This is a genomic window from Desulfosporosinus sp. Tol-M2, assembly GCF_059735615.1.
The window spans coordinates 1-19,872 of sequence record NZ_JCAIJG010000038.1; the positions used below are offsets into that span (position 1 = coordinate 1).

General features: G+C 45.2%; 19 protein-coding genes. 4 read left to right on the top strand and 15 right to left on the bottom strand.

The window, feature by feature from the left end:
• Positions 1-184: 184 nt before the first annotated feature.
• On the bottom strand, positions 185-580 hold the full coding sequence (locus AC6I5A_RS02060) for a hypothetical protein (RefSeq protein ID WP_034611181.1): 396 nt from the start codon (positions 578-580) through the stop codon (positions 185-187).
• 611 nt (positions 581-1,191) lie between these two features.
• On the opposite strand from AC6I5A_RS02060, the gene AC6I5A_RS02065 reads away from it, so the two are divergent.
• Positions 1,192-1,398 carry a TOBE domain-containing protein gene (locus AC6I5A_RS02065; protein WP_034611182.1) on the top strand — a complete coding sequence of 69 codons (207 nt, stop codon included), beginning with the start codon at positions 1,192-1,194 and terminating at the stop codon, positions 1,396-1,398.
• A 286-nt stretch (positions 1,399-1,684) separates the two neighbouring features.
• On the opposite strand, the gene recG is transcribed toward AC6I5A_RS02065, so the two are convergent.
• The 3 genes from recG to AC6I5A_RS02080 all read right to left on the bottom strand — a co-directional run bounded on the left by recG (position 1,685) and on the right by AC6I5A_RS02080 (position 6,384).
• Positions 1,685-4,177 (bottom strand): ATP-dependent DNA helicase RecG, encoded by a 2,493-nt coding sequence (gene recG, locus AC6I5A_RS02070; protein WP_034611185.1) that lies wholly within the window; start codon positions 4,175-4,177, stop codon positions 1,685-1,687.
• Between the two features lie 124 nt (positions 4,178-4,301).
• The gene (locus AC6I5A_RS02075) at positions 4,302-5,948 is read right to left on the bottom strand and encodes a DAK2 domain-containing protein (RefSeq protein WP_052167836.1); all 1,647 of its coding nucleotides are present in this window, start codon (positions 5,946-5,948) and stop codon (positions 4,302-4,304) included.
• 79 nt (positions 5,949-6,027) lie between these two features.
• Complete coding sequence (locus tag AC6I5A_RS02080; protein WP_034611190.1) at positions 6,028-6,384, bottom strand: Asp23/Gls24 family envelope stress response protein; 357 nt, start codon at positions 6,382-6,384, stop codon at positions 6,028-6,030.
• A gap of 271 nt (positions 6,385-6,655) precedes the next feature.
• Between AC6I5A_RS02080 and rpmB the strand changes: the two genes are divergently transcribed.
• A complete protein-coding gene (rpmB, locus tag AC6I5A_RS02085) occupies positions 6,656-6,847 on the top strand; it encodes a 50S ribosomal protein L28 (protein ID WP_497900431.1) in 192 nt (63 codons plus the stop codon).
• 386 nt (positions 6,848-7,233) lie between these two features.
• Here rpmB and AC6I5A_RS02090 read toward each other — a convergent pair whose 3' ends face one another.
• The gene (locus AC6I5A_RS02090) at positions 7,234-7,671 is read right to left on the bottom strand and encodes a hypothetical protein (protein ID WP_034611192.1); all 438 of its coding nucleotides are present in this window, start codon (positions 7,669-7,671) and stop codon (positions 7,234-7,236) included.
• 422 nt (positions 7,672-8,093) lie between these two features.
• Here AC6I5A_RS02090 and AC6I5A_RS02095 point away from each other — a divergent pair, with 422 nt between their 5' ends.
• Positions 8,094-9,170 (top strand): hypothetical protein, encoded by a 1,077-nt coding sequence (locus tag AC6I5A_RS02095; protein ID WP_034611194.1) that lies wholly within the window; start codon positions 8,094-8,096, stop codon positions 9,168-9,170.
• 14 nt (positions 9,171-9,184) lie between these two features.
• Entirely contained in the window at positions 9,185-9,640 is a 456-nt protein-coding gene (locus AC6I5A_RS02100; protein WP_034611196.1) for a hypothetical protein, read from the top strand.
• A 148-nt stretch (positions 9,641-9,788) separates the two neighbouring features.
• Here AC6I5A_RS02100 and AC6I5A_RS02105 read toward each other — a convergent pair whose 3' ends face one another.
• The 10 genes from AC6I5A_RS02105 to rlmN all read right to left on the bottom strand — a co-directional run bounded on the left by AC6I5A_RS02105 (position 9,789) and on the right by rlmN (position 19,848).
• Positions 9,789-10,502 (bottom strand): thiamine diphosphokinase, encoded by a 714-nt coding sequence (locus AC6I5A_RS02105; protein ID WP_497900432.1) that lies wholly within the window; start codon positions 10,500-10,502, stop codon positions 9,789-9,791.
• Positions 10,499-11,170: a ribulose-phosphate 3-epimerase gene (rpe, locus tag AC6I5A_RS02110; protein WP_034611200.1), complete on the bottom strand. Its 672-nt coding sequence runs from the start codon at positions 11,168-11,170 to the stop codon at positions 10,499-10,501. Before rpe ends, AC6I5A_RS02105 begins: the two co-directional genes overlap by 4 nt.
• A 1-nt stretch (position 11,171) precedes the next feature.
• On the bottom strand, positions 11,172-12,062 hold the full coding sequence (gene rsgA / locus AC6I5A_RS02115) for a ribosome small subunit-dependent GTPase A (protein ID WP_034611296.1): 891 nt from the start codon (positions 12,060-12,062) through the stop codon (positions 11,172-11,174).
• 198 nt (positions 12,063-12,260) lie between these two features.
• A complete protein-coding gene (gene pknB, locus AC6I5A_RS02120; protein WP_034611203.1) occupies positions 12,261-13,991 on the bottom strand; it encodes a Stk1 family PASTA domain-containing Ser/Thr kinase in 1,731 nt (576 codons plus the stop codon).
• Positions 13,991-15,406 carry a peptidoglycan D,D-transpeptidase FtsI family protein gene (locus AC6I5A_RS02125; protein WP_034611206.1) on the bottom strand — a complete coding sequence of 472 codons (1,416 nt, stop codon included), beginning with the start codon at positions 15,404-15,406 and terminating at the stop codon, positions 13,991-13,993. The genes pknB and AC6I5A_RS02125 overlap by 1 nt, the downstream gene beginning before the upstream one ends.
• Positions 15,406-16,689, bottom strand: a complete 1,284-nt coding sequence (locus tag AC6I5A_RS02130) for an FtsW/RodA/SpoVE family cell cycle protein (protein ID WP_034611208.1) — start codon at positions 16,687-16,689, stop codon at positions 15,406-15,408. The genes AC6I5A_RS02125 and AC6I5A_RS02130 overlap by 1 nt, the downstream gene beginning before the upstream one ends.
• Positions 16,690-16,693: 4 nt before the next feature.
• Positions 16,694-17,413: a Stp1/IreP family PP2C-type Ser/Thr phosphatase gene (locus AC6I5A_RS02135; RefSeq protein WP_034611210.1), complete on the bottom strand. Its 720-nt coding sequence runs from the start codon at positions 17,411-17,413 to the stop codon at positions 16,694-16,696.
• A complete protein-coding gene (locus AC6I5A_RS02140) occupies positions 17,394-17,843 on the bottom strand; it encodes an FHA domain-containing protein (protein ID WP_034611212.1) in 450 nt (149 codons plus the stop codon). The genes AC6I5A_RS02135 and AC6I5A_RS02140 overlap by 20 nt, the downstream gene beginning before the upstream one ends.
• A gap of 143 nt (positions 17,844-17,986) precedes the next feature.
• A complete protein-coding gene (locus AC6I5A_RS02145; RefSeq protein ID WP_034611215.1) occupies positions 17,987-18,778 on the bottom strand; it encodes an FhaA domain-containing protein in 792 nt (263 codons plus the stop codon).
• Positions 18,775-19,848, bottom strand: a complete 1,074-nt coding sequence (gene rlmN, locus AC6I5A_RS02150; RefSeq protein ID WP_034611218.1) for a dual-specificity RNA methyltransferase RlmN — start codon at positions 19,846-19,848, stop codon at positions 18,775-18,777. The genes AC6I5A_RS02145 and rlmN overlap by 4 nt, the downstream gene beginning before the upstream one ends.
• Positions 19,849-19,872 lie beyond the last annotated feature (24 nt).

Consider the following 19,872-nt stretch of genomic DNA (forward strand, 5'->3'; position numbering starts at 1 on the left):
AACAGCACCGGCTGGCACAACCAATTGGACACCATCCTTTGTTGTCAAGGTAATTGCCTTTGTATCCGCTGGAGCCACTGCAGGAACATCAGTCGGCAGTTGAGCATTCTGTACCTGTTCAGTCGTGGCTTTGGTTAAAGCTGCTAAAGCATCTTGGTTTTTTTTGAGATTAGATATTCCTTGACTAGTGTTGGGTTGTTGGAGTTGTTGGAGTTGTCGTTGTTCCTGTTGTTCCGGGCTGCGGCGCTGTGCCAAAGGTCAAGACCTTGCTTGCTACGTTAGTGCCGGAACCTGCTACTATGGTTAGAGGCCCGCTGGATTGAGGTACTTGAATATCCATAGTATAATTCCCGTTTGCGTTCGTTTTCACAGAGTCGAAAAAAACTATGCTTTGCTCTGAATCAAGAACTTTGATACTAATCCAAACGTTGGGATCATTGGTTCCTGAGGCGGTTATAGTATCTCCAGGGTTTGCTGTACTGCTGCTCAAGTGTAAACTTACATTGGTGGCCCAGGCCATGGAGGGTATCATTAAAGCAAGCAACAAAGTTACCATCATAGTCGCAATTTTCTTGACCATTATCAATTACCTCCCTAATCGTATATGCAATCAAAATTAATCAGCAGGAAATCTTAGATATTACCTGAGCAAAATATCTCTTACCAAATTATCCTGTTATTGTCGGCATCGCTATCAATATTATGGTCAGTCATGGTCTGTCCCCGAAACTATGGTTAGCCCAATTCAAGAGCCTAGGCTTTTGACGCTGAATTAGTAGAGTTGCAAGAACCCCTCCTATAGTCCTAAAAATAACATGTGATATGGCATTGAACCCCAGCTCGAGAGTTAGGAAGTCATTGGTAAAAAAATAAAGACTAATATTTAGTTTAAAGTAGATAATCATCTCTGTCAATATGTTTAGCCTGGTCTAAATTGATTTAGAATGGTTTATATCTATTTTAATTGGTTTGGATTAATACTGTTCTAAAGTTTAAGTTTATCAGGAAGATAATAGTATCTGGACCGGTGGCGAATTTGAATTTCATTTACAATTAATCACCACTAATCATTTAAGAATATTTACTTCAGGTCCAGGACATAAGACCTAAATATGTTATGTGCACGTATAAACATCTCTTTATAATGTCAATACTATCGTTGTAAGAAATTCTTAAATGGGGGTAGCATATATGCAACTATCGACAAGAAATCAGCTCAAGGGGAAGATTAAGGACATTAAGAAAGGCCCGGTATCAACTGAAGTAATCATAGAAGGAAGCGCTCAAACAGTTGTAGTAGCTTCGATTACTACCGGGTCGGCAGATTCAATGAATCTTAAAGTCGGAGACGATGTCAGTGCCCTTATTAAAGCAAGTTCCGTTATGATTATGAAGTAGTGAACTGGACAACTGGAATTAACAGAAATGACATTAGTTAGATCTCTAACGCTCCTACATAATTCCAAAGGAAAAGACGTCTGACCGGACGTCTTTTCCTTTGGCTATAAGCAGGATATAGAAGCATATTAGGTATTGGGAAATTGGAAAAGACAAGAGGCAAATTGCACAAAAAACAGAACCCTCCATCAACTAGACAAAACCATAAAAAATAAGACCGGAATCAATCCGGTCATTACAGAGTGCAAGTGATAAATCGTTTTGAATCGCATCGGGACTCGTCCACCTAATGCACCCCAATCTTCTCCGGTGGAAACATCCTCCGCACTTCCCGGAAAAGCAAATCATACTTTTCCGGGTCTTGCAGTGCTTTCTGGGCCATCTGGTAGGCTTTCTCAACCAGATGACCGTCCCGTGAGAGATCCGCAAGACGCAATTCAGCCAAACCGTGCTGCCGTGTCCCCAATAGTTCCCCGGTGCCGCGCAAACGCAGATCTTCTTCGGCAATCTTAAACCCATCCTCCGTTTGACAGAGAATGTCTAAACGTCGACTATTCATATTCCCTGACAATAAAAAACAGTAAGCCTGTTCTCCGCCCCGGCCAACCCTTCCTCTAAGTTGATGCAATTGAGCGAGACCGAACCGTTCAGCCGATTCGATCACCATTACCGAAGCATTCGGGACATTGACCCCGACTTCAACCACAGTCGTGGCAACCAAAATATCAATCTCACCCGCATGAAACGCTGTCATAATCGTTTCTTTTTCCGCTCCCTTCATTCTACCGTGCAGGAGGACGACGCGACGGTTCGGGAACCTGACTTGGAGGTCTGCAACCCGCTGCGTTGCCGAAATGAGGTCCAGTGTTTCCGATTCTTCCACCAAAGGGCAAACAACAAAAATCTGTCTTCCAAGCTTGATTTGCTCCTCCAGAAATTTTTCCATTTTAGGGCGGGCACGTTCAGCCAATTGACGGGTTATAATAGGCTTTCGTCCAACCGGCATCTCATCAAGCACCGAGAGTTGCAAATCTCCGTAGAGTGTCAAGGCTAAGGTCCGTGGAATCGGCGTCGCGCTGAGGACCAAGACGTGAGGACTTTCCCCTTTAAGTTGAAGAAGCGAGCGCTGTCGTACACCAAAGCGATGCTGTTCATCGGTAACCGCCAGGCCTAACGCTTTAAATACCACGCTTTCCTGAATAAGGGCATGTGTTCCTACAACAACTTGTGCCTCCCCATTAGCAATCCTCGCCAATGCTTCCTCCCGTACACTTTTGCTCTGACTACCCAGTAAACATACAACCGAAACTCCCAGGGGGGTGAACACTTTCTCAAGCGATTGAAAATGTTGTACTGCTAAAACTTCTGTCGGCGCCATCATTGCCCCCTGATACCCTGAGCCTACCACACGCAGGAGCGCCGCTATTGCAACCGCCGTTTTGCCGGAACCGACATCCCCTTGGACCAGGCGAGCCATTCCTTGCGGTCTAGTCAGATCTTGGAATATCTCCTGGATCACTCTGTGTTGAGCTGCGGTCAATTGAAAAGGCAACGAGTTGTAAAAAACCTGGATCAGTTCCTCTCCGCCCGTTAAAGGAGGACTTCCAAGCCGCTCCATGCCCCGGCGTAGTCCCGCGACCGCTAATTGCAAAAAGAGAATCTCTTCCCAAACCAGACGATCCCTTGCTTGGGCTAAGCTTGGATAATTCTCCGGAAAATGAATTTCCCGATAAGCGAGGGATCGCTCCATCCATTCCTGCCGATCTTCTCGGGGTAGTATCTCTCGAAAACCTGTATCAACTTGAGCCAGGACGCTTTGAATTAAACTCCGGATTACTTTGGAGGATAAGCGTGCCGTTTCTGAATAAACCGGCAAAATCGTTGGCGAACCCAGGTCAGGGGCATTCTCCGGAGCACTCGCCTCGACCTTTTCAATATCAGTCGCCAGTACTTCCGGCACCCGTTGTTTCCAGCGAACTTTTCCTGTTACAACAACTTGTGTTCCTGCAGGATATTGTTTGAGAATATGAATTTGGTTAAACCATGTGGCCTGGAACAAGCACCCTTCCTGGTCAATACTCAGCTTAACCACTTTCATCTTGCCGCTCGTTATAGTTCCTGCTACCACTTTCCCCGCAAGCGTTGCCATTTCATCTTCTTTCAACTCCGCAATCGTTTGCTTGCGACGATCTTCATAGCGGCGAGGAAAATATTGCAGTAAATCCAGTACATTATGGATCCCCAGTCTTTCAAGTTGCTTAGCTCTTTCTGGTCCGACCCCTTTTAAGTATTGAAGCGGCTTTGTATGCCCAGAAACCAAATTTGACCCCTTCAAAGCCCTTTTTTCCAGGAAAATTTCTTGACTGTTACTTGTACGAACAGGCTTATGTAATTCTTTGTTATCTTCTTGTGTTTTCTGTGTTCTATGTTCTTCCTGTACTTCCCCATTATCCGGCACTTGGTGTTTCCCAGCCACATATAATGTCTCATCTTCCGCCGGGTTCTCTTGAGCTTCCAGCGTAATTTCCTGCAGGAAGCGACGAAGTTTCGCAAAGGCTTCCCTGCGTCGCCGTGGGCTCCAGGTGGGATATTGCTGAGCCATATCCTTAAGCAAATCCATGTCATGGACCGGAAATAACTGTTCCAGTCGAGGGAGAATTCCTCTCAAAAAGGCATGAAATCCACCCAACACTCCAGTATTCGTAAACCCCTGTTTTTCTTCCGCCAAAAGTGCTCGTTGGAAATTATTCAAAACAAGTTGCGCTTGAGTACCTTTCATAGTAAATCAGCCTCAATAATCCAATCTTCGTAGGCCCGCATGATGTTTTCACTCCCATTCCAACGGTTCCATTAACCAGTTCATGCTATCGTAAAAAAGCCTCCGGAAAATTCTGGAGGGTAAGCTATTCCACACCAAAAATATAATAGTAGAGCGGTTGCCTACCAGGATGAACCTCCACTTCAACGTTTGGATTTTCTTCCTGAAGCCAATTTTCAAGACCTTTAACCTCTTCTGGTTTTGTTTCTTCGCCATAGAATATGGTAACCAAATCATGCGTTTTCCAATCCATTTTTTCCAACGTTGTCTGTGCTGCTTTAAATAACGTTTGGCCCGAAGTGACAATCGTATCTTCTACTAACCCGATAATATCTCCAGCCAAGATATTTATCGTCTCATACTGGGAATCACGAACTGCATAAGTCACTTCTCCGGAACGAACATTACCTAGCGCCGATTCCATATTTTGGGTATTAGTCCCTGCTTCTCCTTCAGGATCAAAATTCAGTAGAGCGGAAATCCCTTGGGGAATCGATTTGCTCGGAATTACATAAACTCTACGATCTGGGACAAGATCACTAACTTGACGAGCAGCCATAATGATATTCCCATTATTCGGTAGAATGTAGACGTGACGTGCCAAAATCTTACACACCGCCTCAACAAGGTCTTCCGTGCTCGGATTCATAGTTTGACCGCCATACACAACTTCATCGACACCCAAGCTTTTAAAGACATCCTCAATACCTTGCCCCATCACTACTGCAACCACCCCAAAATCTTTCCAAGATTGAGTTCCGCTGAGAGTGTTTGTTTCCGCAATTACTGTTTTGTTTGGTGCGTCCTTCATCGCATGGGCCATGCTTTCGTTTTGATCGAGCATGTTATGAATTTGAACTTGGTGGAGAGAACCCCACTGTATGGCATATTCTAAAATTCTTCCCGGATTTCTAACGTGTACATGAATCTTTACCACTTCGGGTGTTCCAACTACCAGTAAGCTATCCCCACGATCCTTCAAATCCTGTCGTATCCGTTCAACACGCAAATCAGTTCCCTTAACCAGAAATTCAGTGCAATAGGGATAATCGAGATTTTCAATCCGCATAAATTCCCGTTGTAAATCTTCCGCTTCTTGAACGCTCGAAGCTGTCTTTTTCACCGCTTCGGAAAGGTTATCTGAAGCGGTCGTTTCCCCCGCTAACACAGCAATCCAGCCGCTTAAAATAATGAGGAACCCCTGTCCTCCGGCATCAACCACCCCCGCATGTTTTAACACCGGCAATATATCCGGTGTTTTTGCTAAGCATTTCAAGCCCGTATCATGAGCTTCTTGAAGGGTATCGAGCAATGAGCCTCCCCCCTTTGCCATGATTAACGCGGCCTTCGCTGTTTCTTTCGAAACCGTCAAGATTGTACCCTCGACTGGTTTCATAACCGCTTTATATGCCGTTTCCACCCCTACTTGCAAAGCCTGAGCCACTTGCAGGGGATTTGCGGTTGGCAACCCTTCAAACCCTTTAGCAATCCCGCGTAGAAGCTGGGAGAGAATGACCCCGGAATTTCCGCGGGCACCCATTAAGGACCCCATCGAAGCAGCTTCCGCCACTTCACTGATCGCCTGGCCGGTTACTTTTTCGGAATCCCGCACTGCAGATTGAATCGTTAAAAACATGTTCGTGCCCGTATCACCATCCGGCACAGGAAAAACGTTCAAGGCATCAACCTCATGTTTCTTTAGTTCCAAGGCCTTCGCCCCTGCAACCATCATTTGTTTCCAAAGTTGTCCGCTTACCACACTTATTGTCTTAGCCGTTGGTCCCAAAACCGTATCCCCCTAATCTCATGCACTACTCTAAAACGCGAACTCCCTGAACGTTCACATTCACTTGGGACACGTTTAATCCCGTAAGCTTCTCGGTAGTATAACGGACGCGTTCCATAACACTGGCTGCAACTTCAGAAATCTTCACACCGTACCCGACAATGATAAAGAGATCGATAACCACTTCATTGTCTTTAATGGAAACAACCACGCCACGAGCTAAATTTTCTCGTCCTAGTAATTCAACAAATCCATCTGTAATTTTGCGTGAGGCCATGCCCACTAAACCGTAACACTCAACAGCGGTAGCACCGGCTATCGTGGATATGACTTCTTCAGAAATAACAATTTTACCTAAACTATTAATAATTTCTTTTCCCAAGTAGGATCCGCTCCTTCCATCATCGTCTGCATTGATACTATTCTACCAAGAAATTGAATAATGTTCAAAGAAACTCCCTCTTCAGCTAAATTTCCAATTGGTCTTTTCGGAGCTCTTTCGTAAATTTTTCTATATTATACACTTCGTATGGATATTGGCAGTCTGTTAAGATGTGTTTGCCCCGAAAAATCGCGTGGAACACCTTGCCAAACCATAAGACTTTTGATAATATAAGTAAGTGTCATTTCGGTTGCAAAGGAGGTTTTAGAGCATGGCTAATGTATGTGCAATATGCGCCAAAGGAGTAGTCTCTGGATTTCAAGTCAGCCACTCTCATATACGGACTAAACGAACTTGGAAACCAAACTTGCAAAGTGTTCGTGCAATTGTGAACGGTACTCCCACCCGAATCAAAGTTTGCACCAGATGCTTACGTTCCGGAAAAGTTCAGCGCGCTAGCTAATGAATCAAAAGCCCGATATTATGTCGGGCTTTTTTCATTTCCCGACATCCCATGCCGCCTCCGAGCTTCTTCAATCGTATCTGTCATCCTAACAGCAACCCAGTGGGGCTATCCTTCCAAGCATCATTCCACTCCCATTACAAGTAGCAAAGCCAATGCACAGTTGAAAACTATACTTATGCAAAAAACAGGGGCTGTAACAAAACTTGTTTTCCGTTTGTTACAACCCCATTTTATCCAATCGTAAGACTCCCACTTCTTACAAGTTCTGCTTCGGTGGGGGTAGACTCCCCACCGCGATGTTCAACTATAGTTGAACGAGTTCACTTGAGAATTTACAATAATTATTGAAATTACTCCCCACTTTAAGGTGCAATATTGTTCCTTTATTGAGTAGTTTTATTAAATAAAAACCTCTTAAATAGTATACCTTCTGTTATCCCGAAAATTACAGCGCCAAACAAATGAGTATAATAATCACTTATAGGTCTTATATCTATAAATATACCCTCAACAGTTTTAAGTATTATTTGTAAGAATATACATAATAATACACCGAACATAACGCTTTTAATAACTAAGTTATCTGAACCAAGTCTTTCAAATGCCAAATATAATAAAATAGCACTAGTCCCTCCAACTATCAAACAAACAATTAGGCCTAGAATCGTTGTAGGCCTATTAATAGTGAAAATTAAACTGTCAAGCTGATAAATAGTATACTTACCAATCCCAAAAATTAATAATATTCTTGTGACAATCTCAGCTGGTATAGTTGATAAAGCCCCTATTACTCCTGCAATTAAAAGTTTATCTTCTTTCAATAGTTCACTCCCTTATTCTGGATGCAGCAAGGTTCGTTAGTTTTTGGGTAAGGGACTAATAAACTTATTATGCCTGGTAATAACATAATTATACATGAGGGGAGCTTTGAATATTTGTGGGCGGTTCTTCTCATTAACCTCAATACATCAAAAAATGCCCGAAAAACCAGTAAAATTGAGGCCACTGAAAAAGTCAAAGAAGCCATTGCCTAAAAAGCAGTGGCTTCTTGTCACGAAAAATGGATAATTGGTAACCAAATTTTTAAATGAAACGCGATATTTGTCATAAAACCACAGGATATATACAATATAAAGGTAATGCTAGTAATTTATGGAAAATATATATTATAATAACCCATGGTAGAACAAATAGTTTTATATAATAAAATGAAAGTGGAGGTAGATTTAATGAAAAAAGACTATTGGCGTGTATTCTTGTTATTGCGATGGTATTAAGTGTCGGAACAACTGCAGTATTTGCAGAAGACGCTACACGTGTTTCCACCAGTTTGGTCGACGATATAAGCATTGATAAAAAAGACATCTTTGATTCACAGAATTCTTTCGAATTTTCGATGACTCCAAAATCAAAGGAATGGAAAAACTATTCATCTGTGCATCTGAAGGAAATGCTGAATATCCCGCTAAGTACAGCAGAAAAAATGGATACGGCGACGCTGTTAAAGATAGTACTTGACTATCCATTCATGATTGATATTTATGCTTATGACAATACAACACAAGGGTTTGAAAGCCTTTCTTTGGAGTTTAACGGCGCTGCGGTTCTTTTGCAGAGACCAGACTTGGCGGAAAAGCTTCAAACTATTTACAAGAATACCATAGAAAAAATGATGGCCGATGAAACAAAGAACAATATCAGTGATGCCGAAATCATTCAAAAGATGTTTATTGAGTCTCTGTTGACCTATCCGAAAGTATCCGATATGCTGAGTCTGGATGAAAAAGATGCCGTAGTGGCACTTTCACAACAAGTATCTGATAAGCTTCAGACGTCGTCCCTTGTAATGGAAAAAACAACGGTAATGGCGGCAGCTCCCGGAGATATCTTATACTATGGCTATGTGTATCCTCCACAGTCTATTCACCCGATTTTGGTCTGCAGGCGGCAAGATTTGACATCTTCTCAAAAAACGGCTATAAATAATTACTATGATGCGGCATATCCTACAGCAACAAGACTTGGCACTGCCACTTACAACTACAACTGTCATTCATATGCCTGGTATTTATCCTCGACTGGCAATACGTGGTGGATGGAGGATCCAGCTTATTATATGACTTATGGATATTATCACCAAGTAACAAACCCCGGGGCCGGTGACAAGGTATATTATACCGGAGCGCATTCCGGAAACGTTACATCTGTAAGCGGCTCCAATATTACAGTTACTTCTAAATGGGGCGCTGCTGGCTTATATCGTCACCCCATTAATGACTGTCCATACTATTTACGTACCAAAACCTTCTGGAGACATTGAAAAGGGGAGTGTAAGTGATTCAACCAGAAAGATACAGGGTTTTATGGGGTATTCTTTTATCAATTATACTTGTGATAATCTTATCAGCATGCGGGAGTCATAATTCATCAAACGAAGGGGGAAATATGCTTTCCAAGGATAAAGATAAAATTTCATTAAAGCTTGAAAATACAAAATGTATTGGTATTTGTGATCCAGTCAGCAGCGATAGCAACAGTACTATCAATATCAAAGACCCAGAAATCATAAAGCAAATTGAGAGCTTATTCACCAAAACCTCTTTTATCAAATGCACCTCACAAGCACCCACACAAGCACGTTGCCTTTTAGTTTCGTTTTACATTGACAGCAGCAGCTCAATCAGCCTTTTTGTTATTGTAAATGATATTGTGGACATTGACGGAATAAAATACAAATCGGAGGATATTACCTTCGATGCGATCAATACGTTATATCTCAAGTATAAGTAGTGGCCGCGCCCGAATCACGGACCACCCGTTTAACGGGTGGTCCGTGATTAACTATAATTTACTTCTAGTAGTATCCTTAGCGAGGGTTTTGTCGGAAATGTTGGCGACACCCCTAAAAGTTCCACCATCACAGCTAGGAAATGAAATATTACCTAACTATTGTTTTTCCTTTCACCGTTGTTTTTTCTGAGACCCTTGTAATAGCGGCAGTGCTGTGGGTTTGGCGTGCAAATAACACCACCATAACCCATCCTTCGTGCACTTCAATCACGGCCTCCTCGCCAAGAAACACATTACTGATGCCGCGCGGGGAATCCTGCCATAACTCTCCCTGTGTGAGAGGGTAATGCAGTCCTTCTGTTGTAACTACTGCTCTCTCGGACAAGGGGATCAAGGAAATTTTCTGTCCAAGTGACCGCCTGATACATTCGCGGCTTTGCAGGATCCAGATCTCATGTTCAGGATCGCCTAAGCGAATCCGGTATCCTTTCCGGGCGTAGGCGAGCATCAGGGCTATATTACCCATAAAATGATCGATTCGTTTTCCGGTCGCCCCATAGAGCCAAATATCCTGTTCACGAACAAGACGGGCTTGATCTTCAGCATATATAAGTGCCAATTCAAGATCCGTCTCATCCTTTGCGCGGGGAAATCGTTTCATGACGCAGCCTGCATTTTCACATTGCTTTAAATTCTCTGGGGTAATCGAATCCAAATCCCCGATTAGAAGATTAGGCAGACGTTTAGAAAGGACGGCATGGTTCGCGCCTCCATCCGCACATATCAAAAAATCGACCTCTTTGAGGACCTGACTCCCCCATTCTACATCCCAAGCTCCGTTTGCCAATACTGCAATTTTCATGACTCGTTTATCATGGAATGCGCCGCTTGACGAAGTTTTTCTACTGCTTGATGAGGATCAGGGTGGGAAAAAACAGCAGCCCCGGCCACCAGAATATCAGCTCCTGCGTTAACAGCCACAGGTACCGTTTCCAGATTAATTCCTCCGTCCACTTCAATTAGACAAGAGGACCCGGTTTGTTGAAGATGGCGATGGAGAACCTGAATCTTGGGGATAACGTTCGTTATAAATTTTTGTCCCCCAAATCCAGGGTTGACCGTCATCAAGAGCACCATATCCAAGTCTTGTAAAATGTACTTAAGACCATCCAACGGGGTGGCAGGATTGAGGGCAATTCCCGCCGTCATCCCCTGTTCTTTGATCAATTGAATCACACGGTGGGCATGGTCTGTGGCCTCTAAATGAAAGGTGACATGTTCTGCCCCAGCCGCAGCAAAATCTGCAATAAAAAGCTCCGGCGCTTCGATCATCAGGTGAACATCAAAGCGCATCCTGGAATGAGCCCTTAGGGATTTAACCAAAGCCGGTCCAAAGGTAAGATTCGGGACGAAGTGTCCGTCCATCACATCAATATGTAAAATTTCCGCGCCGGCATCCTCAACCAAACGCACCTGTTCTCCCAGTCGGGAGAAATCGGCGGATAGAATGGAAGGGGCAATTTGAATCATTTTAATATCTCCTCTCCGCTTCAATTACCTCTTGCAAGAATGTTAAGTAGTGTTCATATCGAAAAGGAGAAATTTCTCCGTTTTCCAGGGCTTCTTTAATCGCACAATTCGGTTCTTTATCATGGATGCAACTGTTAAAGCGACACTGGCGGCGACGCTCGGCAAATTCCGGAAAAAGCTCTGCTAACTCGACGCGTTTCAGATTCGGTAAAAAGAGGGAGGAAAATCCCGGGGTATCTGCGACAAGCCCCCCGGCACAGACCATCAGTTCAACATGCCGCGTGGTATGGCGGCCACGCTTGGATTTAAGGCTTAATTCCCTTGTCTTTAGTTTCTTTCCGTGAGATAAGGCATTGAAGAGACTGGATTTCCCAGCACCGGAAGGTCCGGCAAGTACACTGATTTTCTCCTTTAACCGGGCGCCTACCTTCTCAATTCCCTGACCCGTTTCATTGGAAACTTCAAACACGGTGTATCCTATTTTGCGGTAATCATCCGTGATTGAAGTTTCCTCAGAATCTTCGGTTAAAGCAGCTTCACTGAATTTATCTAATTTGGTAAAAACCAAGATGGGTTTAATATCCGCGTTTGTAACCTGTATCAACAAGCGATCCAAGAGGTTAAGATCCGGCTTTGGGGAAGTTAAGGCAAAGACCAAAAGGGCCTGGTCCACATTGGCAATCGTCGGACGGGTCAAAACGTTTCGCCGTGGCTCAACAGCCTCAATCGTCGCCTTACCATCCTCATCCGGTAAAATTTTTACCCGATCTCCCGGCAAAAAGTCTTGATCTTGAACACGAAAGCGACCGCGCAGGGAACATTCCCATACTCGATCCTCCGCATAGACATAATAAAATCCGCCGTAACCTTTGAGCAAGACTCCTTCGATCATATACTTCTCCACTTCCAAAACCAACTCTGGCTTCCGACCTCTGACCTCTGGCTTCTGACCTCTGTTATCGGCAGCCATCCATACCACTAATGATGGTGCCAAGCGCTGGTCATAACTCGAACAGGACGTTCGAGGTTAGTAGCACCGCCAAAGCCCCAATTAGTGCGTTCGACTACGACCTCTGACTTCTGTTTGACTTCAGGCCTCTGGCCTCTGATCTCTGGCCTCTGTCATGGCCAGTGGCCCAGGTCCAAACGAAACAAACATCGTAACTTCAGCCCCCTGCTGAACGGAGTCTCCGGGTTTGGGTGTCGTTCTCATAACCACATCTCTAGGAAAAGTAGTAGAATCCTCGTTTTCTATGTGCACAACCAGTTTATTATCTTCAAGCGCTTTTTTCGCCTCTGTGGATGTCTTGCCAATCACATTCGGCATATTAATCGTGACAAACTGAGGTCCCTCACTTATGGTCAATAGTATTTTTCCGCTTTTCGGCCAACTAGCAGTTGGCATAACACTCTGTGCAATTATATGACCTTTGGCGACAGTCGCACTGGGTTGGGGGACGTAGGTTATGTTTTTAATATCGAATCCCGCATTCTGAATTTGGATTTCGGCATTTTCTTTAGACATCTGTCCTGTCGTTACATCTGGAAACTTTGCCATCTCCGGGCCTTTGCTGACCGTGACTTTAATGGCCCTGTTAATTTTTACGGATGTTCCAGCTTTCGGTTCCTGATCGGTGATGAGATCTTTCTCGATTGTATCATTGAACTCTTTAATGACAATCGGGTCAAGAGTTAGTTTAGCCTGTTCCACTAATTGTCCTGCATCAGGCACCGTTTTCCCGATAACATCAGGCACCTTTGTTTCTCCTACAGTTAGAAAGTTCTTTAATGCCAGCCCTCCAACTAAGGAGAGTAAGAGTAAGAGAAGTACAAGTCCTCCCACTATCCGGCGTCTGCGTTTATTATTCTCCGCCTTCTCCGGGGAGGATTCCCCCTCAATCGAAGAACTTTTTATCTGGATTGGTGCTAAAATCCTGCCCATTCCCTGGTGAGTCTGGGTTGCTTCCGAGTCGACAGGAAGAGAGATTACCGCCCTATTAATCGGCTCACCGGCCTGAATGTGGTTCAGATCTGCTAAAAGATCTTTTGCCGATATGTAGCGTTGTTCAGGCGACTTAGCGATCGCCCGCATGATCACAGCTTCGAATTCCTGATTGATCAGAGGATTTATTTTACTCGGCAATACGGGTTGTTCCTGGAGATGCTTTAGCACAACGGTAATGGGGGTTTCTCCTTCATAAGGAACTTTACCGGTCACCAATTCGTAGAGAACGATCCCTAATGAATAAATGTCTGATTGCTCGTTGCTTTGCAGCCCTTTAGCCTGTTCGGGCGACAAGTAGTGAACCGAACCCACGATATCTCCAGTATGGGTTACTGTTGCCGAAGATACGGCCCGGGCAATCCCAAAGTCCGTGACCTTAGCATGTCCGTCCGCCGTTACCAGGATATTGTGCGGTTTAATATCCCTATGAATAATATGATGCTCGTGGGCATTTTGGATAGCCTCTGTAATTTGCCGCCCAAGGTTAATCGATTGATCTGTAGACAGTGGCGCATACTCGCGGATGATTTCTTTGAGATTACGACCTTCCACGTACTCCATGACAATATACTCAGTATCCCCTTCTTTACCCACATCATAAATTGACACAATGTTGGGATGGGACAAACTCGCTGCAGATTGGGCTTCCCTCCGAAAACGGCGAATAAAGTCTTCGTCTGTAGTAAACTGCTCCCTGAGCACCTTGATCGTCACTACACGGTTAAGCAGAAGATCCTTGGCCTTATAAACAATTGCCATTCCACCGTCACCGATTCGCTCCAAGACCTCATATCGTCCCCCAAAGATTTTACTCACTATTTGTCACCTACTTTCTGGCTCAAGGCTTCCTGTATGATTTGGCTTGCGATCGGAGCGGCTGCCCCTCCTCCGGTTCCGCCATTTTCCACAATCACAGCTACCGCGATCCGTGGGGCCTCAGCCGGCGCAAAAGCAATATACCAAGCATGCGTCTGGACATTTCCTCCGGGTTCTGCTGAACCCGTCTTGGCCGCAACTTGAACATTTGACAATGCCCCCGGAGCAGCCGTCCCATCAGTCACTGCAGTAACCATGCCGCTCGTGATCTTAGCCGCTTCCTCCTTAGTAAGCGCGGTCAACCAGGGCTGCGGTTTTTGTTCAAATTTAATATTTTGGGCGGGGTCAAGGACACGTTCCACAAGCTGTGGTGTCATGATAACCCCATGGTTGGCAATCCCGGCCGTAATTAACGCCATATGAAAGGGTGTGACCAGAACTTCTCCTTGCCCGAATGTACTGGCAGCTAAAAGATTTGTCGTTAACTTCGTGGGAATTACGGTCGCTTTAGTAATCGAGCTCGTTGGTATATTAAGTTCAAAAGGGATTTTCTGCCCAAACCCAAATCCTTTGGCAGCTGCCAAAAAGTTCTTTTCCCCTGCCTGTACCCCAAACGTCGCAAAGTACGTGTTGCAGGAATTTGCTAAAGCCATATTATAGTTAACCCAGCCATGTATCTTATCGTTTTGTTCTGAAATGATTTGTCCGTTAATGACTGCCGATCCTTTGCACTCATACAGATCAGTAATATTGATCCCACTCCGTAAGATTGCAGCCGATGTAACAACCTTCATGGTCGATCCCGGTGGGAAAAGGGAAAAATATCGTTGTTCAAGCGGGCGATCCTTTTCGCGGCTAATAATATCAGTCCAGTTCTCTTCAAGGTTTGTGGGATTAAAGCTGGGTTGGCTCACCAAGGCCAATACTTCTCCGGTCCGTGGATCGAGGGCTGCTACAGCCCCCATTTTTCCTTTGAGGGCATTATAGGCTATGCTCTGTAAACGTGAATCCAAGGTAAGTACCACATCATCCCCTTGGCGGGGAAGTGCAAAGAGCTTTTGAACCGCTTGCGTGGGCGATACCTTCTTAATTCCTAATAACCAATCAGCCAGATTCCCTTCGAGACCAGAGGAGGCAAGTTTTAGTGTCGAATATCCGAGCAGTGGCTCAAACATTTCCCCCTTCGGATACACCCGAACCTTCTTTCCATTGGAAGTCTGAGTTTGAGCTATTATTTCGCCGTTACGATCAAAAATTCCTCCCCTCGTCACACGGCTTTCCATCAGTATTAAGCGACGATTGGCTTTATCTTTTAGCAGCGTATCCGCCTGAATAACCTGCCAATAGGCTAACCCCAGACTTAAGACAAAAAAACTTAAGGCCATTCCAAGCGCTACCCGACGTACCCCTCGCATTATGTTGCGTACTCCCTTCCTTTATTCCTGGTGCTGTGGGTACCTACCGCTGTAGCGTTGGAGACATTCAGCAGCACCCCTAACAAGATAAAGTGAACTATAAGCGAACTTCCGCCATAACTTACCCAGGGAAGTGGTATGCCTGTCAAGGGAAGTAATTTCGTGACCCCAGCGAGGATAATTAACGTTTCTGTCCCAAGTAATATTCCTATCCCGGCTGCTAAAATCTGCCCAAACCGGTCTATTGCCCTAAGGCTTACCGCAAAGGCCCTCATGACAACAATCAGAAAGAGTACCAGTACGGCCATTGCTCCGGCAAACCCCAGTTCTTCCGCAATCACGGAAAAAATAAAATCACTAATGGCCACTGGTACGGTCGATGCCCCTATGCCATTGCCTAACCCAGTTCCTAATAATTTTCCGCCACTTATCGCAAACAAAGATTGGGCAATTTGGTACCCCCCTCCTGTGGGATCCAGCCAGGGATTCAGCCATACCTCCACTCTGACACGCACATGCCTAAAGAGCATATAAGCCAGACTGCCGGTCAGGAGGAGAATTGGCAGAGATATTCCTAAATAAAGAGCCCGCTCTGTCACAACATAAAGCATAAGTACAAAGAGCATATAAAACACCAAGGCTGTTCCTAAACTTTTTTGAGCGGCTAAGATCCCCAAGACGAAAGCACCCATAATCATAAATGGCCCCAGGGTCCGCCAATCCGGTAAAGAGAATTTTCCCCACTGCACCGTCCCAACACGCAACAATTCCTCATTCTCTTCCAAATATGAAGCCATGAATAAAAGCAAGGCCAGTTTGACAAATTCCTCCGGTTGAATCCCGATTCCCATAAGCTTGAATGAGCTTGTTGCACCGCCTTCCTCAGAACCAAACAGTAGGGTCACCAATAACGAGACCACCGCTAAAAGCCCCCAGAGATATCTAAACCTTCCTAACTTGCGATAATCGTGCATCGCCCATAAAACTACGTAGAAAAGTACCTGCCCGATGTTCGCCCACCAGAATTGGTGCAAGGCAACATTTGGGTTAATTCGCACTACAAACACAAGCCCTATAGCCATTATTGCCTGGACAACCGGTAAAATGAAGGGATCACCTTGATAATGGAGAATTTGTTCCATCAGGCACCCCAGAAGGACTATGGCCGTAAAAATTATACCTTGCCAAAGGATTTGGATACTCAAGTTTTCCCATTTCAGCAAGCTTAGTCCAAGCCACATCATTCCTAAAATAATCATGCGCGTGGTTAAACGTTGAATCATCAGCTTACTCCAATATACAGCACAAGGCTGTGAAATTATCCGGGGCACCCCGTTCTAAGGTAAGTTTTCGTAATTTTTCAAACCGTCCTTCCCAAGAGCCGGGTTCGAGGAACTCTTTCGCAAGTTCCCGATCACTGATCACATTGGAAAAACCGTCCGTGCATAAAAGAAATACATCTCCGGTCTGGAGACTTATACTCTTACAATCCACCTCGATCTTTTGTTCTGTGCCCAATGCACGCATTAGCACGTGCCGTTGGGGGTGTTTTTCCGCTTCCTCAGGGGTAATCTGCCCTAACCGTACAAGTTCCCCGACCAACGAATGGTCTACAGTCAAGGAAGTCAACGCCTCATCTCGCCATAAATACGCCCGGCTGTCGCCAACATGAGCAATAACAGCTGTCCTTCTGCACACCAGCAAAACTGTCAGAGTCGTTCCCATCCCCGCATTTTCCGGTTCCGTGGCTGAGGATTGATTGACGACTCGATTTGCCTGCATAAAGGCCTCAGTCAACCCCCTTTCCAGGATCCGCCCCTCAAGCTCATCCAAGCGGGGAACCAATTTCTCCAATTCCTGCAAGGCGATTGAAGAGGCTACTTCTCCTGCTCGGTGCCCCCCCATCCCATCGGCCACTGCATAAAGCCCTTGCGCGGGTAACACCAAAAAAGAATCCTCATTGTTTTTACGGATACACCCTTTTTCACTAAAGCTTAGAACTCTCATTTTGCCACCTCGAGTATTGGAAGGTAATACTTCCAATTTTCACATAGTCCCCAGGAACCATTTGGACTGGAGAATGAATTTGCTCTCCATTGACCCAGGTTCCATTCGTACTTCCCAGGTCTTCCACAATGGTCTGTCCTTTATGCAACCTAAAAACAGCATGGTCAATGGAAGCAAAATGATCCGGTAAAACGATATCATTGTGCTTGCCACGCCCCAAGCGTAATCCTTTGGCATCAACCCGAAAAATCCTCCCTTTGGAAAGTGCTTCTGCTCCTGTGAGGACTTCTAACCGTCCATATTCATTAATAGAACGTTGAAAAATCCCCTTAATTTGTAGATCTGCTAAAAGTGCTGTAAAAATTCTAAAGATAAAAAGATAGATCAGAACGACTAAAGCCAACCGTCCAAGGACTAGAAAAAATTGCATAAAACCCTCCTAATTCAGAAATCAGAGGTCAGAGGCCAGAAGTCGGAACCAGAGTCGGGGTCGGTCGGAGGTCGGGAGCCAGATGTCCGACCTCTAAACCCCTGGCCTCCTAATATCTGACCTCCGGCCTCTGACCTCTGATTTTAAAGAGACTTCTGGATAACCAGAACACTTTGTCCAATTTGAATACGGTCACCGGGAGCTGCCGTCTGATGCGTTATTCTTTGGCCGTTGACAAAAGAACCGTTTGTACTTCCCAAATCATCCAACCACCAACCGTTCTCCCCTGAAGCAAGCTTCATATGCCGCCTGGAAACTTCAGGGTCATGGAGTACCAGATCGCATTGTCCATGACGACCAATGACAACGTCTGCATCCTGCAGCGAAACTTTCTGACCTTTATCGGGTCCTTCTATTATTTCGAGAAAGTAGTCCGGATTCCTTCCTGGCCTGTCCTCAAGCGGTAAGTTTGTCTTGACACTTTCCCTGAAGAAAGTTGTACTTTCGCGCCAATTTGATGCATTAGATGCATAATTTCCATTTTCCTCCTCTCCCCAGTCCACGTCAATCGAGTCATCAAAATCAACTTCAACAACCATCTCCCGGGGTTCCACCGTCTCATCCGCATGCAACTCAATAGCCGGTTTCGTTAAAAACGTATAGCCGTTTCGTTCCGCCTCCGCAAATAAATACTTTGAGAGTTCAATGAGAAACACATCTCCGAAACTAGCTATCGGCCCCCAATCACTGGAATGAAGATAAACCCGGTAGATATTCGGTACGTAAACCTGGGAAATGCTGACCTGCTTATTTTTAAGCATCGCCTTCACAAGTTCTTTGGCGATTTCCACCGGTTGAAGCCGACCTGCACCTTTTTTAAAAGCTCCGGTAAAGAGAAATTCAGCCATCCCTTCAAATCGGGCCAAAATGCTCATTTTAACTCACCCTCCCACTGTTGGCGAAGTTGACCACAAGCTGCGTCAATCTCCGCCCCCCGTTCCTCACGTGAAGAAACAGAAATCCCGGCATCTTCTAACACCCGGGCAAACCTTCTCATGAGCTCCGGATCGGGACGCTCCATTCCAGTTCCTGCCACAGGGTTAACCGGAATCAAATTTACATGTCCAAACTGTCCTTTCAGCAATCTGGCAAGGGCCTCAGCTTCCTCCTGTTTCACGTTCCCAGCCGTCAAGGCCACCTCGAAAGTAATCCGGCGATGTGTGATTTGTGTATATTCCCGGCAGGCCGCCATAAGCCGGCCCAGCGGATAACGACGATTCATCGGGATCAAATCATTTCTCACTTCATCCCGTGCAGTATGCAGAGATACGGCAAGACCCACCTGGGGGTTATCTTTAGCCAGTTGAATAATCCGGGGCACGACCCCACAGGTTGAAATCGTCATCCGCCGCATACCAATATTTTGCCCCTGTCTATGATTCAACAGGAGGATTGCCTGGAGAACCTGGTCATAATTGAGCAGGGGTTCCCCCATACCCATAAAGACAATGTTGGTCACCAGAAAATCCGGATCTTCCCGACGAACATAATAGGTAATATCCAACACCTGACCCACTATTTCAGCGACACTGAGGTTTCTTCGAAACCCTTCCAACCCTGTAGCACAAAATGCGCACCCCACCGCGCATCCGACTTGAGTGGAGACACAAACTGTATGGCGATCCCGCGAACCGGTCCGCGCATAATCCATCAAAACACACTCAATCGTTTCACCGTCGTTCAGGCGGAATAGATACTTACGCGTGCCGTCCTTGGAACGTTGTTCCCGAACCTTCTCCAAAGGATAAAAACTCAGGCGAGAACACAAAGTTTGCCGATCACGCCCCCCAATGTTTTTCATTTCCTCCCAGGTGCGCACAGCTTTCTGTTGTACCCATTGGAACAATTGGCTTGCCCGAAACCGTTTTAAACTAATTTCCTTACAAATTTCTATTAATTCATCTTCTGAACACCCGCGCAGCTCTCTAATATCCATAGTATTTATTATTCACCCAATCCATGCCGGTTA